Origin of the sequence: Nitratireductor basaltis, from assembly GCF_000733725.1 — a bacterium.
Lineage (GTDB): Bacteria > Pseudomonadota > Alphaproteobacteria > Rhizobiales > Rhizobiaceae > Chelativorans > Chelativorans basaltis.
Window position 1 is genome coordinate 2,463,879 of record NZ_JMQM01000001.1, and the last position, 14,701, is coordinate 2,478,579.

General features: G+C 62.2%; 17 protein-coding genes. 6 read left to right on the forward strand and 11 right to left on the reverse strand.

Annotated elements, in window-relative coordinates:
• Window positions 1-28: 28 nt before the first annotated feature.
• From EL18_RS11840 to EL18_RS11875, 8 genes are all read right to left on the reverse strand, one after another.
• Entirely contained in the window at window positions 29-571 is a 543-nt protein-coding gene (locus EL18_RS11840) for an SRPBCC family protein (RefSeq protein WP_051914080.1), read from the reverse strand.
• Window positions 555-938, reverse strand: coding sequence for an ArsR/SmtB family transcription factor (locus tag EL18_RS11845; protein WP_036483274.1), 384 nt, complete (start codon window positions 936-938; stop codon window positions 555-557). The genes EL18_RS11840 and EL18_RS11845 overlap by 17 nt, the downstream gene beginning before the upstream one ends.
• A 125-nt stretch (window positions 939-1,063) precedes the next feature.
• Window positions 1,064-1,552 (reverse strand): bacterioferritin, encoded by a 489-nt coding sequence (gene bfr / locus EL18_RS11850; protein ID WP_036483277.1) that lies wholly within the window; start codon window positions 1,550-1,552, stop codon window positions 1,064-1,066.
• A complete protein-coding gene (locus EL18_RS11855; protein ID WP_036483279.1) occupies window positions 1,518-1,829 on the reverse strand; it encodes a (2Fe-2S)-binding protein in 312 nt (103 codons plus the stop codon). The genes bfr and EL18_RS11855 overlap by 35 nt, the downstream gene beginning before the upstream one ends.
• Before the next feature lie 226 nt (window positions 1,830-2,055).
• Complete coding sequence (locus EL18_RS11860) at window positions 2,056-2,673, reverse strand: DapH/DapD/GlmU-related protein (RefSeq protein WP_036483281.1); 618 nt, start codon at window positions 2,671-2,673, stop codon at window positions 2,056-2,058.
• Window positions 2,670-3,374 (reverse strand): phosphonate C-P lyase system protein PhnL, encoded by a 705-nt coding sequence (phnL, locus tag EL18_RS11865; protein ID WP_036483284.1) that lies wholly within the window; start codon window positions 3,372-3,374, stop codon window positions 2,670-2,672. Before phnL ends, EL18_RS11860 begins: the two co-directional genes overlap by 4 nt.
• 4 nt (window positions 3,375-3,378) lie before the next feature.
• Window positions 3,379-4,155: a phosphonate C-P lyase system protein PhnK gene (gene phnK, locus EL18_RS11870; RefSeq protein WP_036483286.1), complete on the reverse strand. Its 777-nt coding sequence runs from the start codon at window positions 4,153-4,155 to the stop codon at window positions 3,379-3,381.
• A 289-nt stretch (window positions 4,156-4,444) separates the two neighbouring features.
• Entirely contained in the window at window positions 4,445-5,290 is an 846-nt protein-coding gene (locus EL18_RS11875; protein WP_036483288.1) for an alpha-D-ribose 1-methylphosphonate 5-phosphate C-P-lyase PhnJ, read from the reverse strand.
• 74 nt (window positions 5,291-5,364) lie between these two features.
• Here EL18_RS11875 and EL18_RS17980 point away from each other — a divergent pair, with 74 nt between their 5' ends.
• A complete protein-coding gene (locus EL18_RS17980; RefSeq protein WP_161781996.1) occupies window positions 5,365-5,538 on the forward strand; it encodes a hypothetical protein in 174 nt (57 codons plus the stop codon).
• 2 nt (window positions 5,539-5,540) lie between these two features.
• Here EL18_RS17980 and EL18_RS11880 read toward each other — a convergent pair whose 3' ends face one another.
• Genes EL18_RS11880 through phnG form a run of 3 tightly spaced genes read right to left on the reverse strand, consistent with a single transcriptional unit; the run spans window position 5,541 to window position 7,675 of the window.
• Window positions 5,541-6,644, reverse strand: coding sequence for a carbon-phosphorus lyase complex subunit (locus EL18_RS11880; RefSeq protein WP_036483290.1), 1,104 nt, complete (start codon window positions 6,642-6,644; stop codon window positions 5,541-5,543).
• Between the two features lie 3 nt (window positions 6,645-6,647).
• Entirely contained in the window at window positions 6,648-7,259 is a 612-nt protein-coding gene (phnH, locus tag EL18_RS11885) for a phosphonate C-P lyase system protein PhnH (RefSeq protein WP_036483292.1), read from the reverse strand.
• The gene (gene phnG / locus EL18_RS11890; RefSeq protein WP_425277155.1) at window positions 7,259-7,675 is read right to left on the reverse strand and encodes a phosphonate C-P lyase system protein PhnG; all 417 of its coding nucleotides are present in this window, start codon (window positions 7,673-7,675) and stop codon (window positions 7,259-7,261) included. The genes phnH and phnG overlap by 1 nt, the downstream gene beginning before the upstream one ends.
• A gap of 153 nt (window positions 7,676-7,828) precedes the next feature.
• On the opposite strand from phnG, the gene phnF reads away from it, so the two are divergent.
• Genes phnF through hrpB form a run of 5 tightly spaced genes read left to right on the forward strand, consistent with a single transcriptional unit; the run spans window position 7,829 to window position 14,696 of the window.
• On the forward strand, window positions 7,829-8,557 hold the full coding sequence (gene phnF / locus EL18_RS11895) for a phosphonate metabolism transcriptional regulator PhnF (protein WP_036484684.1): 729 nt from the start codon (window positions 7,829-7,831) through the stop codon (window positions 8,555-8,557).
• A 50-nt stretch (window positions 8,558-8,607) separates the two neighbouring features.
• Window positions 8,608-9,879: an ABC transporter substrate-binding protein gene (locus EL18_RS11900; RefSeq protein ID WP_152553001.1), complete on the forward strand. Its 1,272-nt coding sequence runs from the start codon at window positions 8,608-8,610 to the stop codon at window positions 9,877-9,879.
• Between the two features lie 25 nt (window positions 9,880-9,904).
• Window positions 9,905-11,590: an ABC transporter permease gene (locus EL18_RS11905; protein WP_036484690.1), complete on the forward strand. Its 1,686-nt coding sequence runs from the start codon at window positions 9,905-9,907 to the stop codon at window positions 11,588-11,590.
• Entirely contained in the window at window positions 11,587-12,243 is a 657-nt protein-coding gene (locus tag EL18_RS11910) for an ATP-binding cassette domain-containing protein (RefSeq protein WP_036483297.1), read from the forward strand. The genes EL18_RS11905 and EL18_RS11910 overlap by 4 nt, the downstream gene beginning before the upstream one ends.
• Window positions 12,240-14,696: an ATP-dependent helicase HrpB gene (hrpB, locus tag EL18_RS11915; protein ID WP_036483299.1), complete on the forward strand. Its 2,457-nt coding sequence runs from the start codon at window positions 12,240-12,242 to the stop codon at window positions 14,694-14,696. The genes EL18_RS11910 and hrpB overlap by 4 nt, the downstream gene beginning before the upstream one ends.
• Window positions 14,697-14,701 lie beyond the last annotated feature (5 nt).

Below are 14,701 nucleotides of genomic sequence, written 5' to 3' on the forward strand. Positions count from 1 at the left end.
TGACACCCAGCCCGCATCCAGTTCCGCGTCAGGCCAAACGTTCGCGGTAGATTTCCTGCAACTCGACAACCCGCGTCCAGAAGCGGTCCTCACCTTCACCGGCAAGCTCGTTGCGCAACACTTCCAGATGAGCGTGCCAGCCGCTGGCCACGTTGAGCATCTGCCCCGCATCCACAAGGCGCTTGTGGGTGAGGACGAGACGGACCTTCGAGCCTTCCTCGAAAAGTTCGAATTGCACCTCGCTCTCTGAATCGCCGGGCCATGTGAATGCCAGCAGGCGCGGAGGATCATATTCGGTAATGCGGCATTGCGAGGTGAATCCGTTCTTGTTGATGTCGGCAAAACGCTCCGGCGGCGTGTCCGCGGTGAAGTCGGAATGCCGGAATTTCAGCTCGACCTGGCCGCCAACGCGGTCATCCATCTCGCCGCCGGCTAGCCATTTGCGCCGCTTCTTGCCTTCGACCAGATATGACCAGACCCTGTCGGCCGGGCCGGGCAATATGCGCTCGATGCGCAGCGTGTCCGGCGCGATCAAGGTTCCCAAGGCATCATTGTCAATCATGCTTTTCATCACCATTCTCCATTGGTTTCGCCGGCTTTTTCGCGGCGACCTTGTCCTCGGCTTCAAGAAGCGCCTGCAATTCGTCGAGCCTTGCGTTCCAGAAGCGTTCGTAATGGCTGATCCATGATCGAGCTTCCGCAAGACGCATCGCGTCGAGGCGGCAATAATTTATCCGCCCCTCCTTTCGCCTGCGGACAAGCCCGGCCTGCTCCAGCACGCGCAGATGCTTGGACGCACCGGCCAGTGACATGGAGAAGGGCTCGGCCAGCGCACTGATGCTGCGCTCGCCATTTTTCAGTGAATCAAGCATGTGGCGGCGCGTCGTATCCGCCAATGCGTGAAAGATAAGGTCCAATTGCGCGTCATGTTCAACCATATGGTTTAGTAACACCGTCGCACCTCAATAGTCAACCACTTGGTTAAGTTTTATCATATGCGCATGAAAAAGCCACCGCACCATGGGGTGCGATGGCTCTATGGAAGCGCCGAAATGGCCGGTTCCTATTCCTTGCTCTCGTCGGCGGGACCTGCATTCAGCTGGCCATATTTTTCCTCGCCGATCTTCTCGAGCAGTTCGAGCTGGGTTTCGAGGAAGTCGATATGGCCTTCCTCGTCGGCCAGCAGTTCCTCGAACAGCTTCATGGTGACGTAATCGCCGGCGTCGTGGCAGATGTCGCGGGACTTCTTGTATGAATCGCGCGCCTCGTGCTCGCCGGCCAGATCGGCTTCAAGCACCTCGCGCACATTCTGCCCGATGCGCAGAGGCGCGACGGACTGGAGGTTCGGGTGACCTTCAAGGAAGATGATGCGCTCGACCAGCTTGTCGGCGTGATGCATCTCCTCGATGGATTCCTCGCGCTCCTTGTTGGCGAGCCTCGTATAGCCCCAATCTTCCAGAAGGCGGTAATGCAGCCAATACTGGTTGACCGCACCCAGTTCCAGGAAGAGGGCCTCGTTAAGCCGCTCGATAACGCTTGGCTCGCCTTTCATTGAATCTGCTCCCGAATTTTTCGCGCAGCGCGCGGACACGATCCAGATAGGTCACGACCTCCGCCTCATCGATGGCGGCGTCGCGGTGATAGTCTTCGGTTACCCGAATGATCGTTTCGACCACATTCGGGAAGCAGCCGCAACAGCGTCCGCGCTTGGCCATGGCATGATAGACCTTGGCGGGCACGATAAGCTGCCACGGATCCTCGTCGAGCATGGCGCGAATCTGCGCCTCGACTTCCTTCTGCGTAATGAAATTGCACTGGCAGACGAGCATGTGACCAACAATCCCGGAGCATTTTAAAGCATCGGTTTGTCACGGCCTTCAGGGCATGGGAGAGCCAGCTTGAAACGCTCATCAAATAGCGCATTCATGCACGGCGTTCATCCATGAAGGGTTAAAGGCCCTGACATTTCGAACGCGTCCTTGTGAGACGGCGGGATAAAAGCGCTTGAAGCCTGTCAGTGTCAAGTTAAACCTGACTTCCAAGTTCAGGCTTTCATCACACGGCTTCATGTTTGTCCAGAAACTCTTGTGCCGTCAGCGCGCGAAAGTCGTCGAGCGCGGCGCGCAGCTTGTCATGCGACCAGTCCCACCAGGCCAGTTCCTCGAAACGTTCGGCGGTTTTTTCATCGAAGCGGCGGCGGATCGGATGGGCCGGCACGCCGCCGACAATGGTGTATGGCTCGACATCGCGGCTGACCACGGCGCCTGCGCCGATGACGGCGCCGTTGCCGATCTTCACGCCGGGCAGGACTGTTGCGCCATGGCCGAGCCAGGTGTCATGGCCGATACTCACCGCGTTTTCGCGCCGCCATTCGAAGAAGCCTTCCTCGTTCTGCGCATCCTGCCAATAGTCACCGGCGCGGTAGGTGAAGTGGTGAAGGGTCGCGCGCCAGGTCGGGTGGTTGGTGGCGTTGATGCGGCAGGCGGCTGCGATATTGGAGAACTTGCCGATCTGCGCGCACCAGACCAGACAGTCCTGCACGATATAGGAATAGTCGCCGACACTGCTGTCATTGACGCGGGAGCGCTCGCCGATTTCGGTGAAGCGGCCAAACGTGGAGCCGGTGACATCAGCCGTTTCATGCACCAGCGGCGTTTCCGACAGCTTGGTCATGCGGCCCTCGCGGGGGCGAAGCCGGTCACGTCGATGATGTCATCGGCGACCATGTCGCGCACTTCCTGATCGTGGAAGATGCCAAGCAGTGCAGTGCCTGCCTGCTTCTTTTCCCCGATCATCTCCACCACGACCTCGCGATTGGCGCGGTCGAGCGAGGCGGTCGGTTCATCCAGAAGCAGGATCGGGTGGGAGGTGATGAAGCCACGGGCAATGTTCACGCGTTGCTGCTCGCCGCCAGAGAATGTGGCCGGCGGCAATTGCCACAGGCGCTCCGGCAGATTGAGCCGGGCGAGCATGGTAGAAGCCTTTTCGCGGGCGGCATCGGGGGCAAGGCCTTCCGCTATCGCCGGTTCTGCCACGATATCAACCGCAGAGACGCGCGGCACCACGCGCAGGAACTGGCTGACATAGCCAATTGTGCTGTTGCGGATGGCGATGATCGTGCGCGGATCGGCGGTGACGAGGTCGATCAGTTCGTGCCCGTGCTGGACGATGATCTGCCCACTGTCGGCGGCATAGTTTCCATAGGCCATCTTGAGGATCGAACTCTTGCCCGCGCCCGATGGACCGCCGAGCACGGCGCATTCGCCTGCGCGAACCGCGAAGGATGCATTCTTGACCACGGACAGGCGTATGCCGCCCTGCAGATGCATGGTGAAGCTCTTGGACAGTTCCGAGACGACGAGTGGCGTTGTCATGGGGTCACACCTGCAGGATCGAGGAAACGAGAAGCTGGGTATAGGGCGCCTGGGGGTCGTCCAGCAGGCGGTCGGTCAGGCCGCTTTCGACGACGTGGCCGTCCTTCATCACCATCATGCGGTGGGAGAGAAGGCGTGCGACGGCAAGGTCGTGGGTGACGACGATTGCCGCCAGGCCCATATCCTGAACAAGACCGCGCAGGAGATCGAGCAGGCGCGCCTGCACCGAGACATCCAGTCCGCCGGTCGGCTCGTCCATGAAAACGAGACGCGGCCCGGTGACAAGGTTTCGCGCGATCTGCAGGCGCTGGCGCATGCCGCCGGAGAAGGCGCGCGGCTGGTCGTCCACGCGGTCTGCGGCGATCTCCACGCGGCCGAGCCAGTCGGTTGCCGTCTCGCGGATCTGGCCGTAATTCCGGTCGCCCAGCGCCATCAGCCGCTCGCCGACATTGGCGCCGGCAGACACCGTCATGCGCAGCCCGTCGGCCGGGTTCTGATGCACGAAGCCCCAGTCGGTGCGCATGAGGAATCGCCGCTCCGCCTCGCTCATGCGGTAAAGGTCGCGGGTCGTGTCGTCGCGCATGCGGTAGGAGACGATGCCGGATGTGGGCAGCAGGCGCGTCGAGAGGCAGTTGAGCAAGGTGGTCTTGCCGGAGCCGGATTCTCCGACGATTGCCAGCACTTCGCCGGGATAGAGGTCAAAGGAGACGTCGTTGCAGCCGATGCGGTTTCCATAGAATTTGGAGACCGAGCGGGCGGTGAGCAGGGGTTGGTCGGTCATTGCTGGTCACCTCGAATATGTTCGGAAAGGTAGGCGTCTGTCTCACCCCCCTCTGTCCTGCCGGACATCTCCCCCTCAAGGGGGGAGATTGGTCGTTGAGAAGGCAGTGCCAGCATTTGGTGTGCAGGCGATATATAGACGCCAGCCATTCTCCCCCCTTGAGGGGGGTGAGTAGCGGTTGGCCGCAGGCCAGGACAAAGCCAATGATTTGGCTTTGTCAGCGCCCGAACGCGTGGAGCGCAAGCGGAGCGCGCCCGGCAGGGCAGAGGGGGGTTGTTATGCTCTGACATCAATCACCCTCCCTTGCCCGATGCGCTTCGCAGTGGTCGGTGTCGGAGCAGACGAACATGCGTCCGCCCCTGTCATCGAGCACTACCTCGTCAAGATAGACACCGGTGGAGCCACAGAGCGCGCAGGGGTCCTCGAATTTCTGGATCTCGAAGGGGTGATCCTCGAAGTCGAGGCTGACGACATCCGTGTGTGGCGGGATGGCGTAGATGCGTTTTTCGCGGCCTGCGCCGAAAAGCTGGAGCGCTTCGCTGCGGTGCATTTTCGGGTTGTCGAATTTTGGCGTGGGCGACGGGTCCATCACGTAGCGGCCATGCACCTTGACCGGATAGGCATAGGTGGTGGCGATGTGGCCGTGCTGGGCGATGTCCTCGTAGAGCTTCACGTGCATGAGGCCGTATTCTTCCAGCGCATGCATCTTGCGCGTCTCGGTCTCGCGCGGCTCCAGAAAGCGCAAGGGCTCGGGGATCGGCACCTGGTAGACCAGTACCTGACCCTCACGCAGCGGTTCTTCCGGAATGCGGTGACGGGTCTGGATGATACTGGCGTCGCGTGTATGGGTGGTAACGGCGACATTGGCGACCTTCTGGAAAAAGGCGCGGATGGAAACGGCGTTGGTGGTGTCGTCCGCGCCCTGATCGATGACCTTCAACACATCATCAGGACCGATGACGGCCGCAGTGACCTGAACGCCGCCGGTGCCCCATCCATAGGGCATGGGCATTTCGCGGCTGGCGAACGGTACCTGATAGCCGGGAATGGCGATGGCCTTCAGGATCGCGCGGCGGATCATCCGCTTGGTCTGCTCATCCAGATAGGCGAAGTTGTATCGGGCGATATGGTTCATTGCAGACCCCAAGCTCGCGTTAAGGTTTTAGGTGCATTCTGGTTCTCGCAGAAGATTTGCCTCGCGAGGTTGTCATGCCCACAGTCGAGACCATCGAGACCATCGGCCTTGCTGCCATGCTCGTCTTCATAGCGATCGTGATCTGGCGGGCAGCACATGCCGAGCCAACCGTGCGGAAGGACTGCGCCAACAATGCCAGCGGCTTTTACGGCGGTGGCGATGGCGGCTCCTGTGACGGAGGCGACTGAAGTCATTCCGCTGCCTCCCGGCTAGCCTCGCCCTCGCGGCGCTCTTCGAATTCGCGGCGCATCTGGCGTACGAGGCCGAGTTCGGCCTGGAAATCGACATAGTGGGGCAGTTTCAGATGCTCGACGAAGCCGGTCGCCTGCACATTGTCGGAATGGGAAACCACGAATTCCTCGTCCTGTGCGGGCGCGGTGATGTCTTCGCCAAGCTCGCTGGCGCGTAATGCGCGGTCGCAAAGCGCCATGGCCATGGCCTTGCGCTCCGACTGGCCGAAGACCAGACCATAGCCGCGGGTGAATTGCGGCGGCACCTTCATCGATCCCTTGAACTGGTTGACCATCTGGCACTCGGTGACGCGGATGCGGCCAAGCGGGACGGGGAAGCCAAGCTCGGGCATATCAAGCTCGATCTCCACCTCCCCGATGCGGATTTCGCCGGCAAAGGGATGGCTGCGCGCATAGCCACGTTGGGTGGAATAGCCGAGCGCCAGCAGGAAGCCTTCATCACCGCGCGAAAGCGCCTGAAGGCGAGCATCGCGCTCCATCGGATATTCGGGCGGTGTGCGGGTAATGTCGGCGGGCTCGTGATTGTCACCACGGGCGTCGTCGCTCTCAATAAGCCCTTCGCCTGCGAGAATGTCGGTGACGCGAGGCATGTCTGCAGCGTCATCCTCGCGACGTTCCGGCTCGGCAGGCGCATCCTCGCCGGCAAGTGCGGGGTCAAGCAGACGATGCGTGTAATCGAAGGTCGGCCCCAGCAACTGGCCGCCGGGCAGGTCCTTGTAGGTTGCGGAGATGCGGCGTTCCACCTGCATGGCGGCGGTGTCGATGGGGCGAGAATAGCCAAAGCGCGGCAGAGTGGTGCGATAGGCGCGCAGAAGGAAGATTGCCTCGATCATGTCGCCACGCGCCTGCCGCACGGCAAGCGCTGCAAGACCCGTATCGTAGAGCGAGCCTTCGGCCATGACGCGATCGACAGCAAGTGAGAGCTGGCCCGCGATCTGCTCCAGCGTGAGTGCGGGAACCGCACGGTCGCCGCGTCTTCGGTCTGCAAGCAGGCGATGCGCGTTGTCGATGGCGGCCTCACCGCCCTTGACGGCAACATACATGGCTCAGCCCTCCTTCATGGTGATGCGGGTTGTGCGCGGCAGGCAGGCGATGCCGGCACGGGAGACGAGAACAAGATCCACTCCGCGGGGATAGCGCCCAATGTTCTGCGCCCATTGCTGCAGGAAATGGCGCGGCATGGGTGTGGGCGAGAGCTCCGCCTGCTCGCGGATGCCGGGACCGGAAAGGCGAAGCGCCTCGCCGTGGCTGAGATTGTCGACCTGCAGGATGATCGTGGCGGAGCGATCCGGATAGGATTGGGAGCCTTGAGCGAAATTCTCCAGCGCGATCAGTTCCGATGGCTGGCTGACAAGGACGAAATGGGCTGCACTTGGCTGGGCGGCGACGGGTGCGCCGGTGTGGAAGCCGAGCCAGGTGGTCACGGCCTTTTCCGCAGCAAGTCCCGCATCAAGCCATATCGGCGTATCCGCGTCGCATAGCGTGAGAGCAACCGCGCCTGCTTCGGGCGAAAGCGGGGCGGGCGGGCGCGGCAGAGCAATGTCGCGGAAGATGGAGCCCGGGCGCGCCATCGCATCCATGAGGCCGCGAAAATTTGTTTGCGCCTGCATCACGGCGTCATGAAAGCCGCCTTCGATTGCCATTTCTTCCATGCGCATCAGTCTTCCCCTCTCGTCATGGTGAAGAAGTCCACCCTTGTCGCAGCCGTTTCCTCGCGCTGGAGTCTGTCCTCTGCCTCCTGCTCGTGGCGCAGCGGAAACAGGATTTGCGTGTCGATGCGACTTGCATGTTCGGAACGCTGGCGAAGGGCATCGAGAAGTGCCGAAAGGCGCACCTTTTCCTGATCGCGGCCCAGCGCATAGGCGTGGCCGATCTCACCGGTCGGCAGCTTCACGCTGGCGCGCGTGACGGTCGCGTCTCCGAAATTGAAAGGCGAACCCCCGCCGCCGATGCGCCCGCGCAATGCGACGAGGCCGGTTTCCGGCCCGCGCAGATCCTGCGCTTCGGAGGGCAGTTCATGTTGACTGAACAATTCGCCGAGGCGCTTGCCCGGAGCGCGAGCGAGGATACCCATCGCCTCCTGCCGTGAAAGTGCTGCCGTCATCTTCATCACCTCATATTTGTATATTGCTCTATACAACTAGATGTCTTAAGTTCTTCTCCTAGTCTCGATCCGTGACGGGTGTGTGACAGACCGGAGAAAAATGAAGTGAGCAATGCAGGCGTGATGGAGAGGCGCAGCGGGGTCGCGCTCTGGCGGCAGATTGCGGATCGCATTCGCCATGAGCTTCGTGAGGGACTGGCCAATCACGAAGGCAGGCTGCCGCCGGAAATGGAGCTTGCGGTCCGGTTCGGCGTCAACCGACATACAGTGCGGGCCGCCATCCGCTCGCTGATCGACGAGGGCATCCTGCGCGCTGAACAGGGTCGCGGGACCTTCGTGCAAAGTCGGCCGAAACTCGCCTATCCCATCCGCCGTCGCACGCGATTTTCCGAAGGCCTCTCCGGGCAGGCGCGCAAGGCGCGGGGCATATTGTTAGCGCATGATTACTTACCGGCGGCGGAGAGCGTGGCAGAACAGCTTGGCCTGAAAGCTGGCGCACAGATCCTGCGGCTGGAGACACTGTCCTTTGCCGATGGCTGGCCAATTTCACGGGCCATCAGCCATTTTGATGCCGCGCGTTTCGAGGGGCTGGAAAGGCATTTCGAGGAGACCGGAAGCATTACCGCATCGTTCAGGCGGCTGGGGCTGGAGGACTACACCCGGCGTGAGACCGCCATCACCGCTCAGCATACCGAGAGTGCCGATCTTGAACATCTGAAGCTTTCGCCCGGTGCCATCATTCTGATCACGCAGGCGGTGAATGTGGATGGCGAGGGCACGCCCGTGCAATATTCGCTGACACGATTTGCCGCCGACCGGGTCGAACTGCAGGTGGACGGGCGCGAGATCTGACCTTCCTCTCACGGCGAATTGAGTGCTTCGCGAGCAGGTTGCGCGTTGCCATGACGCTCGCCCTCGTGCTCAATCAGCCGCGAAACATTCCGGAGGTTTTCGTGCTCAAGAAGCTGACCATCGCCCTGTCGCTGTCATTTGTCGGCAGCCTCGCCCATGCCGACAGTCCCGATATCGCCAACTGGGAGAGCGTGGTTGAAGAGGCGCGCGGGCAGACGGTCTATTTCAATGCATGGGGCGGCGCGGAAAACATCAATGCCTATCTGGAATGGGTGGGTGAGGAACTGCGCGACTGCTGCGAAATCGAGCTTGCGCATGTGAAGCTCGATGACACGGCCAACGCCGTGGCCAAGGTTGTTGCAGAACGTGCCGCGGGTCGCGATCAGGGCGGTTCGGTCGATCTCATCTGGATCAATGGCGAGAATTTCGCCTCCATGAAGGAGCGCGGCCTGCTTCTGGAGAAGGGATGGGCGGAAAAGCTGCCCAATTGGTTATTCGTCGATATCGCAAACAAGCCGACGGTGCTGACCGATTTCACCATTCCCGTGGAAGGACAGGCCGCCCCCTGGGGCATGGCAAAGCTCGTCTTCTTTTACGACTCGGCCCGCCTGGAGGAAGTCAGCCTGCCCTCCAGTGCGGACGAACTGCTCGATTGGGCAGAAGCCAATCCGGGACGTTTCTCCTATCCGTCACCGCCGGATTTCATTGGCAGTTCCTTCCTCAAGCAAGTGCTGATCGAAACGGTTGGCGATCCGACCGTGCTGCAACAGCCGGCCGATGAGGCTGATTTCGACACCGCGAGCGCGCCGCTGTTCGACTATCTCGACCGGCTGCACAAGGTGGCATGGCGCGAGGGACGCGCCTTTCCGCAGAACTATCCGGCCATGAAGCAGCTTCTGGCCGATGGCGAACTTGAAATCATCTTCGCCTTCAACCCGTCCGAAGCCTCCAACGCCATTGCCAATTTCGAGTTGCCGGACACGGTGCGTTCATTCACCTTCGAGGAAGGCACGCTCGGCAACACGCATTTCGTGGCCATTCCCTACAATGCCTCGGCCAAGGCAGGTGCGCTGGTAACGGCGAATTTCCTCATGTCGCCGGAGGCGCAGTTGCGCAAGCAGGACCCAGAGGTCTGGGGCGACCCGACCGTTCTCGGCATGGACAAGTTGCCTGAAACGCTTCAGGCGGATTTCGCCGCGCTGGATCTTGGTATCGCCACGCTTGCGCCGGAAGAGCTTGGACCGGTTCTGGAAGAGCCGCATCCAAGCTGGATGGAGCGCGTGGAGGAAGCCTGGAAACGGCGCTACACGGTTGGCAACTGACGACACATTGCGCAACGCAAACAGCATGGTTCGCCCGACCATCCTCGGGCCGGCGCTGACAGTCCTGCTTCTGGCGGGACCGGTGGCATTCGGGCTGGCTGGCACGGTCCTGCCTGCATTCGGAATCGCTCCCGGCTTTGGCGGAGGCGGATTCAGCCTTCATTATTTTCGGGAGCTTTTCGCCCAGCCTGCGCTCTTCTGCTCGATCACGCTTTCACTCAGTTCGGGCCTCGCCTGTGCCGTTCTTTCGCTCCTGATCGTGATGCTTTTCACGGCAGCATTTGCGGGAACGGCGACATTCCGGCGGATGCAGCATCTGCTGGGACCGCTGCTGTCGCTGCCCCATGCGGCCGCAGCGCTTGCCATTGCCTTCCTGATTGCGCCATCAGGCATGATCATGCGCCTCATCTCGCCGGAGCTTACGGGCTGGCAGCGGCCACCGGACCTGCTTATCGTTCACGACCGGCTGGCGTTTTCCATGATCGGCGCGCTGGTCGCCAAGGAAGTTCCCTTCCTGCTTCTCATGACCCTTGCCGCGCTGCCCCAGGCTCCTGTCGAGAGGGTTCGCCAACTGACAGGCGCGCTGGGCTACGGGCGGATTGCGGGCTTCATCCATGGGGCATGGCCGGGAATTTACCGCCAGATCCGGCTGCCGGTCTTCGCAGTCATCGCCTTTGCCTCGTCCAATGTGGAGGTCGCACTCATTCTGGGACCGACCCAGCCGCCCACGCTTGCCGCGCGGCTGGTGACGTGGATGGGCGATCCGGATCTCTCGCAGCGCCATCTTGCATCGGCGGGCGCGCTGCTGCAGCTCCTGGTGACGGGATTGGCACTTTGCATCTGGATCGGAATGGAGCACCTGCTTGCCGCCTTGCGCAACAAGGCTGCCTGCGCCGGCCTGCGTATGCGCCGCGATGGGCCTTTACAGGTGTTCTCTCTGGCAGCGATGGTCATCTCGGCTGGAGCGATATTCGCAGGACTTGGTGCGCTGGCCTTCTGGTCATTTGCCGGGCTATGGCAGTTCCCCGATTTCCTGCCAAGCGGCTTCACGCTCAGAAACTGGATGAAGGCGCTGCCTCGGGTGGTGGAACCACTTGGCACGACACTTCTCGTGGGTGTTGTGAGCGCGCTGATTGCTGCGCTTCTGACAGTCCTGTGCCTCGTTCATGAAGACCGCACCGGCAAGCGCGCGGGACGGGGGGCGGAAGCGCTGATCTATCTGCCGCTGATCGTGCCTCAGGTGACTTTCATATTCGGACTGCAGTTCCTGCTCGTTGCAAGCGGTTGGCTTGCCACGCTGCCGGCACTGCTTTTTGCCCATCTCGTCTTCGTCATGCCCTATGCCTATCTGTGCCTGAAGGACCCGTGGCGCAGTTTCGACCGGCGTTACGAGCAGGTGGCGGCGGGGCTTGGCAAGTCGCCGATGACAACGCTTTTCAGAATACGCCTGCCCATGATGCTGCGCCCGCTTCTGGTGCTTTTCGCAATCGGGTTTTCTGTGTCGGTGGGCCTCTATCTGCCGACAGTTCTGATTGGCGCAGGGCGCCTGACCACCATTACGAGCGAGGCTGTGGCGCTTGCCTCAGGAGGCAATCGGCGCATCATCGGCGTCTATGCCTTTTTCCAGATGCTGTTGCCGGTTGCGGGCTTTGCCATTGCCACGCTCGTGCCGGCGCTGATATTCCGGCGCTTTCGCGGGATGCAGGTGTGACGGATATCGTGACGGACAGGGCCGGACTTCTTCTGCAGGATGTGGTGATCCGCCACGGCGATCGCGTTCTCGTGGCGCTGACGCAGCATGTGGCGCCGGGCGAAGTGCTGACCGTGATGGGCCCATCGGGCGCAGGCAAGTCCACGCTGCTTGGGTTTATCGGCGGCTTTCTCGATCCGGTTTTCGACGCGGAAGGCCGTGTGATCGTGGATGGGGACGACATCACAGATGCTGCGCCTGAGACACGCCATGCCGGGCTTTTGTTCCAGGACCCGCTGCTCTTTCCGCATATGAGTGTCGCGGGCAATCTGATGTTTGCACTTCCTGCCGACATTCGAGGGCATATGGCGCGCATGGCGCTGGTGGATGAAGCGCTGCGCGGGGTGGAGCTTGAAGGATTGGGCGCCCGCGATACCGAAACGTTGTCGGGTGGCCAGAAGGCGCGCGTTGCGCTGGCGCGGGTGCTGCTTTCACGGCCGCGCATGCTGCTTCTGGATGAGCCCTTTTCCAAGCTCGATCAGGCGCTTCGGGGGCAGATGCGCGAACTAGTTTTCGCCAAGGCGCGGGAAAGCCGGTTGCCTGTTCTGCTGGTCACGCACGATCCGGCTGATGCGCAAGCAGCCGGCGGCACGACGATCACGCTTGAACCATGACGCCTCACCTTCCCGAACTTCCCGTCTCCGAAATATTGCCGCGCCTGCGCAGCGCGCTTGCCAGCGGCAACCGCGCGGTCCTTGTCGCGCCACCGGGGGCAGGCAAGACGACACTCGTCCCTCTTCACCTGATGCAGGATGAATGGGCGCAGGGTGGGCGCATTCTGCTGCTTGAACCGCGCCGGATTGCGGCACGCGCAGCGGCACGACGCATGGCTGCTCTTCTGGGCGAGGAGCCGGGGAAGACCATCGGCTATGCGATGCGCATGGAGCGCAAGGTATCAAAAGACACACGCGTGCTTGTCGTCACCGAAGGCGTGCTGGCGCGCATGATCATCGACGATCCGGCGCTTGAGGGCATTTCGGGCGTCATCTTTGACGAGTTTCACGAGCGGTCGCTTGATGGCGATTTTGCGCTGGCGCTTGCGGTCGATGCGCAGGAGGCATTGCGGCCGGATCTGCGGCTGGCGGTTATGTCGGCCACGCTGGATGGCGCGCGGGTGGCAAGCCTGCTCGACGGCGCGGAGATACTCGAAAGCGAAGGGCGCAGCTTCCCGGTCGATATCCGCTATCGCGAACGGGCGGCAGGTACGGATATCGAAGATGCAATGGCTCAGGCCATTCGCGGCATGCTGGCGGACGAAGAGGGAAGCATACTCGCCTTTCTACCCGGTCAGCGCGAAATTGCGCGTACCATGGAGCGGCTTGAGGGGCGGGTGGGCGCGAATGTCGATCTTGTGCCGCTTCATGGCGGACTTGAAGGACGCGCGCAGGATGCGGCCATCAAGCCCGCACCGGAAGGACGGCGGAAGGTGGTGCTCGCCACCGCGATTGCGGAAACCTCCGTCACCATTGATGGCGTGCGGGTGGTGATCGATTCCGGCCTTTCGCGGCTGCCGAAATTCGAACCGGCAACCGGGCTCACGCGGCTGGAGACGGTGCGGGTATCGCGTGCTTCCGCCGACCAGCGGGCGGGGCGTGCGGGACGAACGGCACCGGGTATCGCGCTGCGTCTTTGGCGGCAGAAGCAGACCACCGCCCTTCCCGCCTTCACGCCGCCGGAAATACTGGAAGCCGATCTTTCCGGGCTCTTGCTCGATTGCGCCGCTTTCGGCGTGAGTGATCCGCGCAAGCTTGCCTTTCTCGACCCGCCGCCGGAGCCGGCACTTGCCGAGGCGCGCAGCCTGCTTGAAGCCCTGGACGCGCTTGAACCCGATAGGCGCTTGAGCCCCCAGGGTGCTGCCATGCGCAAGCTCGCTCTGCCGGTGCGACTGGCGCATATGGTTGCGAAAGCAGCCGAAAATGGTGAAGCGCTTGCTGCCGCCGAGCTTGCGGTGCTTCTTTCGGAGCGAGGTCTGGGTGGACCAAGCGTCGACCTCGACCAGCGGCTTGCCGGTTTCAGGCGCGACCGCTCACCGCGTGCGAAGGCTGCGCGCCAATTGGCTGAAGGGCTCGCACGGCAGGCAGGCGGCAGCATGGGGAATGGCACATCCAGCGCTGGCGCGCTGCTTCTGCATGCATGGCCGGATCGCGTGGCCAAGGCGCGCGGCGAGGCAGGACGCTATGTGCTTGCCAATGGCCGCGGCGGGCAGATGGAAGCGAGCGAAGCGCTGTCCCGCGAGGCCTATCTGGTGGTCGCCGATCTTCAGGGACGGGCACAGAATGCCCGGATCGCGGCGGCTGCGCGCGTGGATGAACAGGAGTTCGAGACAGCACTTGGTGATCGGATCGAGACCCGGCGCACGGTGAGTTTCGACAGGGAGCGCAAGGCACTGCGGCAGACGGAAAGCAGGCGGCTCGGCTCCGTTGTATTCGCGACCCAGAACCTGCCGCCACCTGGCGGGGCAGAGGCGGATGCGGGCCTGCTGGAGGCCATAAGGGCGCATGGGCTGGATCTCCTACCCTGGACGAAGGAGACTGCCGCATTGCGTGCGCGCCTAGCATTTCTCCATCATGCGGAAGGCGAGCCATGGCCTGCCATGGATGACGAGACGCTTCTCGCGATGCTGGAAGATTGGCTGGGACCATTCCTGAAGGGTGACGCGGAGCTTGCGAAGATATCGTCACGCCAGATCGAGGACGGTCTGCGCAGCCTCGTGCCCTTCGACCGCCAGCGGCGTCTGGATGCGCTTGCGCCCACCCATTTCACCGCGCCGACGGGCAGCCGCGTGCCCATTCGCTACGAGGCGGAGGATGCGGTGCTTGCCATTCGCGTGCAGGAACTATTCGGCCTTTGCGAACACCCGACCATCGGCGAGGGAACGCCGCTGACGCTGGAGCTCCTGTCGCCTGCGCACCGTCCCATCCAGAAGACGCGTGACCTGCCAGGCTTCTGGGCCGGCTCCTGGGCAGATGTGCGTTCCGACATGCGCGGACGCTATCCAAAGCATGTCTGGCCGGAGGACCCGGCAAGCGCTGCGGCAACAAGACGCGCCAAGCCACGTGCGAAATAAGGCTT

What these genes read in the sequence shown, in the direction of transcription:
- EL18_RS11880 (WP_036483290.1), bottom strand. Translation starts at nt 6,644, where the DNA reads ATGTATGTTGCCGTCAAGGGCGGTGAGGCCGCCATCGACAACGCGCAT.
- EL18_RS11875 (WP_036483288.1), bottom strand. Translation starts at nt 5,290, where the DNA reads ATGAACCATATCGCCCGATACAACTTCGCCTATCTGGATGAGCAGACC.
- phnH (WP_036483292.1), bottom strand. Translation starts at nt 7,259, where the DNA reads ATGCGCATGGAAGAAATGGCAATCGAAGGCGGCTTTCATGACGCCGTG.
- phnG (WP_425277155.1), bottom strand. Translation starts at nt 7,675, where the DNA reads ATGGGTATCCTCGCTCGCGCTCCGGGCAAGCGCCTCGGCGAATTGTTC.
- EL18_RS11905 (WP_036484690.1), top strand. Translation starts at nt 9,905, where the DNA reads ATGGTTCGCCCGACCATCCTCGGGCCGGCGCTGACAGTCCTGCTTCTG.
- phnK (WP_036483286.1), bottom strand. Translation starts at nt 4,155, where the DNA reads ATGACCGACCAACCCCTGCTCACCGCCCGCTCGGTCTCCAAATTCTAT.
- bfr (WP_036483277.1), bottom strand. Translation starts at nt 1,552, where the DNA reads ATGAAAGGCGAGCCAAGCGTTATCGAGCGGCTTAACGAGGCCCTCTTC.
- phnF (WP_036484684.1), top strand. Translation starts at nt 7,829, where the DNA reads ATGGAGAGGCGCAGCGGGGTCGCGCTCTGGCGGCAGATTGCGGATCGC.
- hrpB (WP_036483299.1), top strand. Translation starts at nt 12,240, where the DNA reads ATGACGCCTCACCTTCCCGAACTTCCCGTCTCCGAAATATTGCCGCGC.
- EL18_RS11845 (WP_036483274.1), bottom strand. Translation starts at nt 938, where the DNA reads ATGGTTGAACATGACGCGCAATTGGACCTTATCTTTCACGCATTGGCG.
- EL18_RS11840 (WP_051914080.1), bottom strand. Translation starts at nt 571, where the DNA reads ATGAAAAGCATGATTGACAATGATGCCTTGGGAACCTTGATCGCGCCG.
- EL18_RS11860 (WP_036483281.1), bottom strand. Translation starts at nt 2,673, where the DNA reads ATGACCAAGCTGTCGGAAACGCCGCTGGTGCATGAAACGGCTGATGTC.
- EL18_RS11900 (WP_152553001.1), top strand. Translation starts at nt 8,608, where the DNA reads ATGACGCTCGCCCTCGTGCTCAATCAGCCGCGAAACATTCCGGAGGTT.
- EL18_RS11855 (WP_036483279.1), bottom strand. Translation starts at nt 1,829, where the DNA reads ATGCTCGTCTGCCAGTGCAATTTCATTACGCAGAAGGAAGTCGAGGCG.
- phnL (WP_036483284.1), bottom strand. Translation starts at nt 3,374, where the DNA reads ATGACAACGCCACTCGTCGTCTCGGAACTGTCCAAGAGCTTCACCATG.
- EL18_RS17980 (WP_161781996.1), top strand. Translation starts at nt 5,365, where the DNA reads ATGCCCACAGTCGAGACCATCGAGACCATCGGCCTTGCTGCCATGCTC.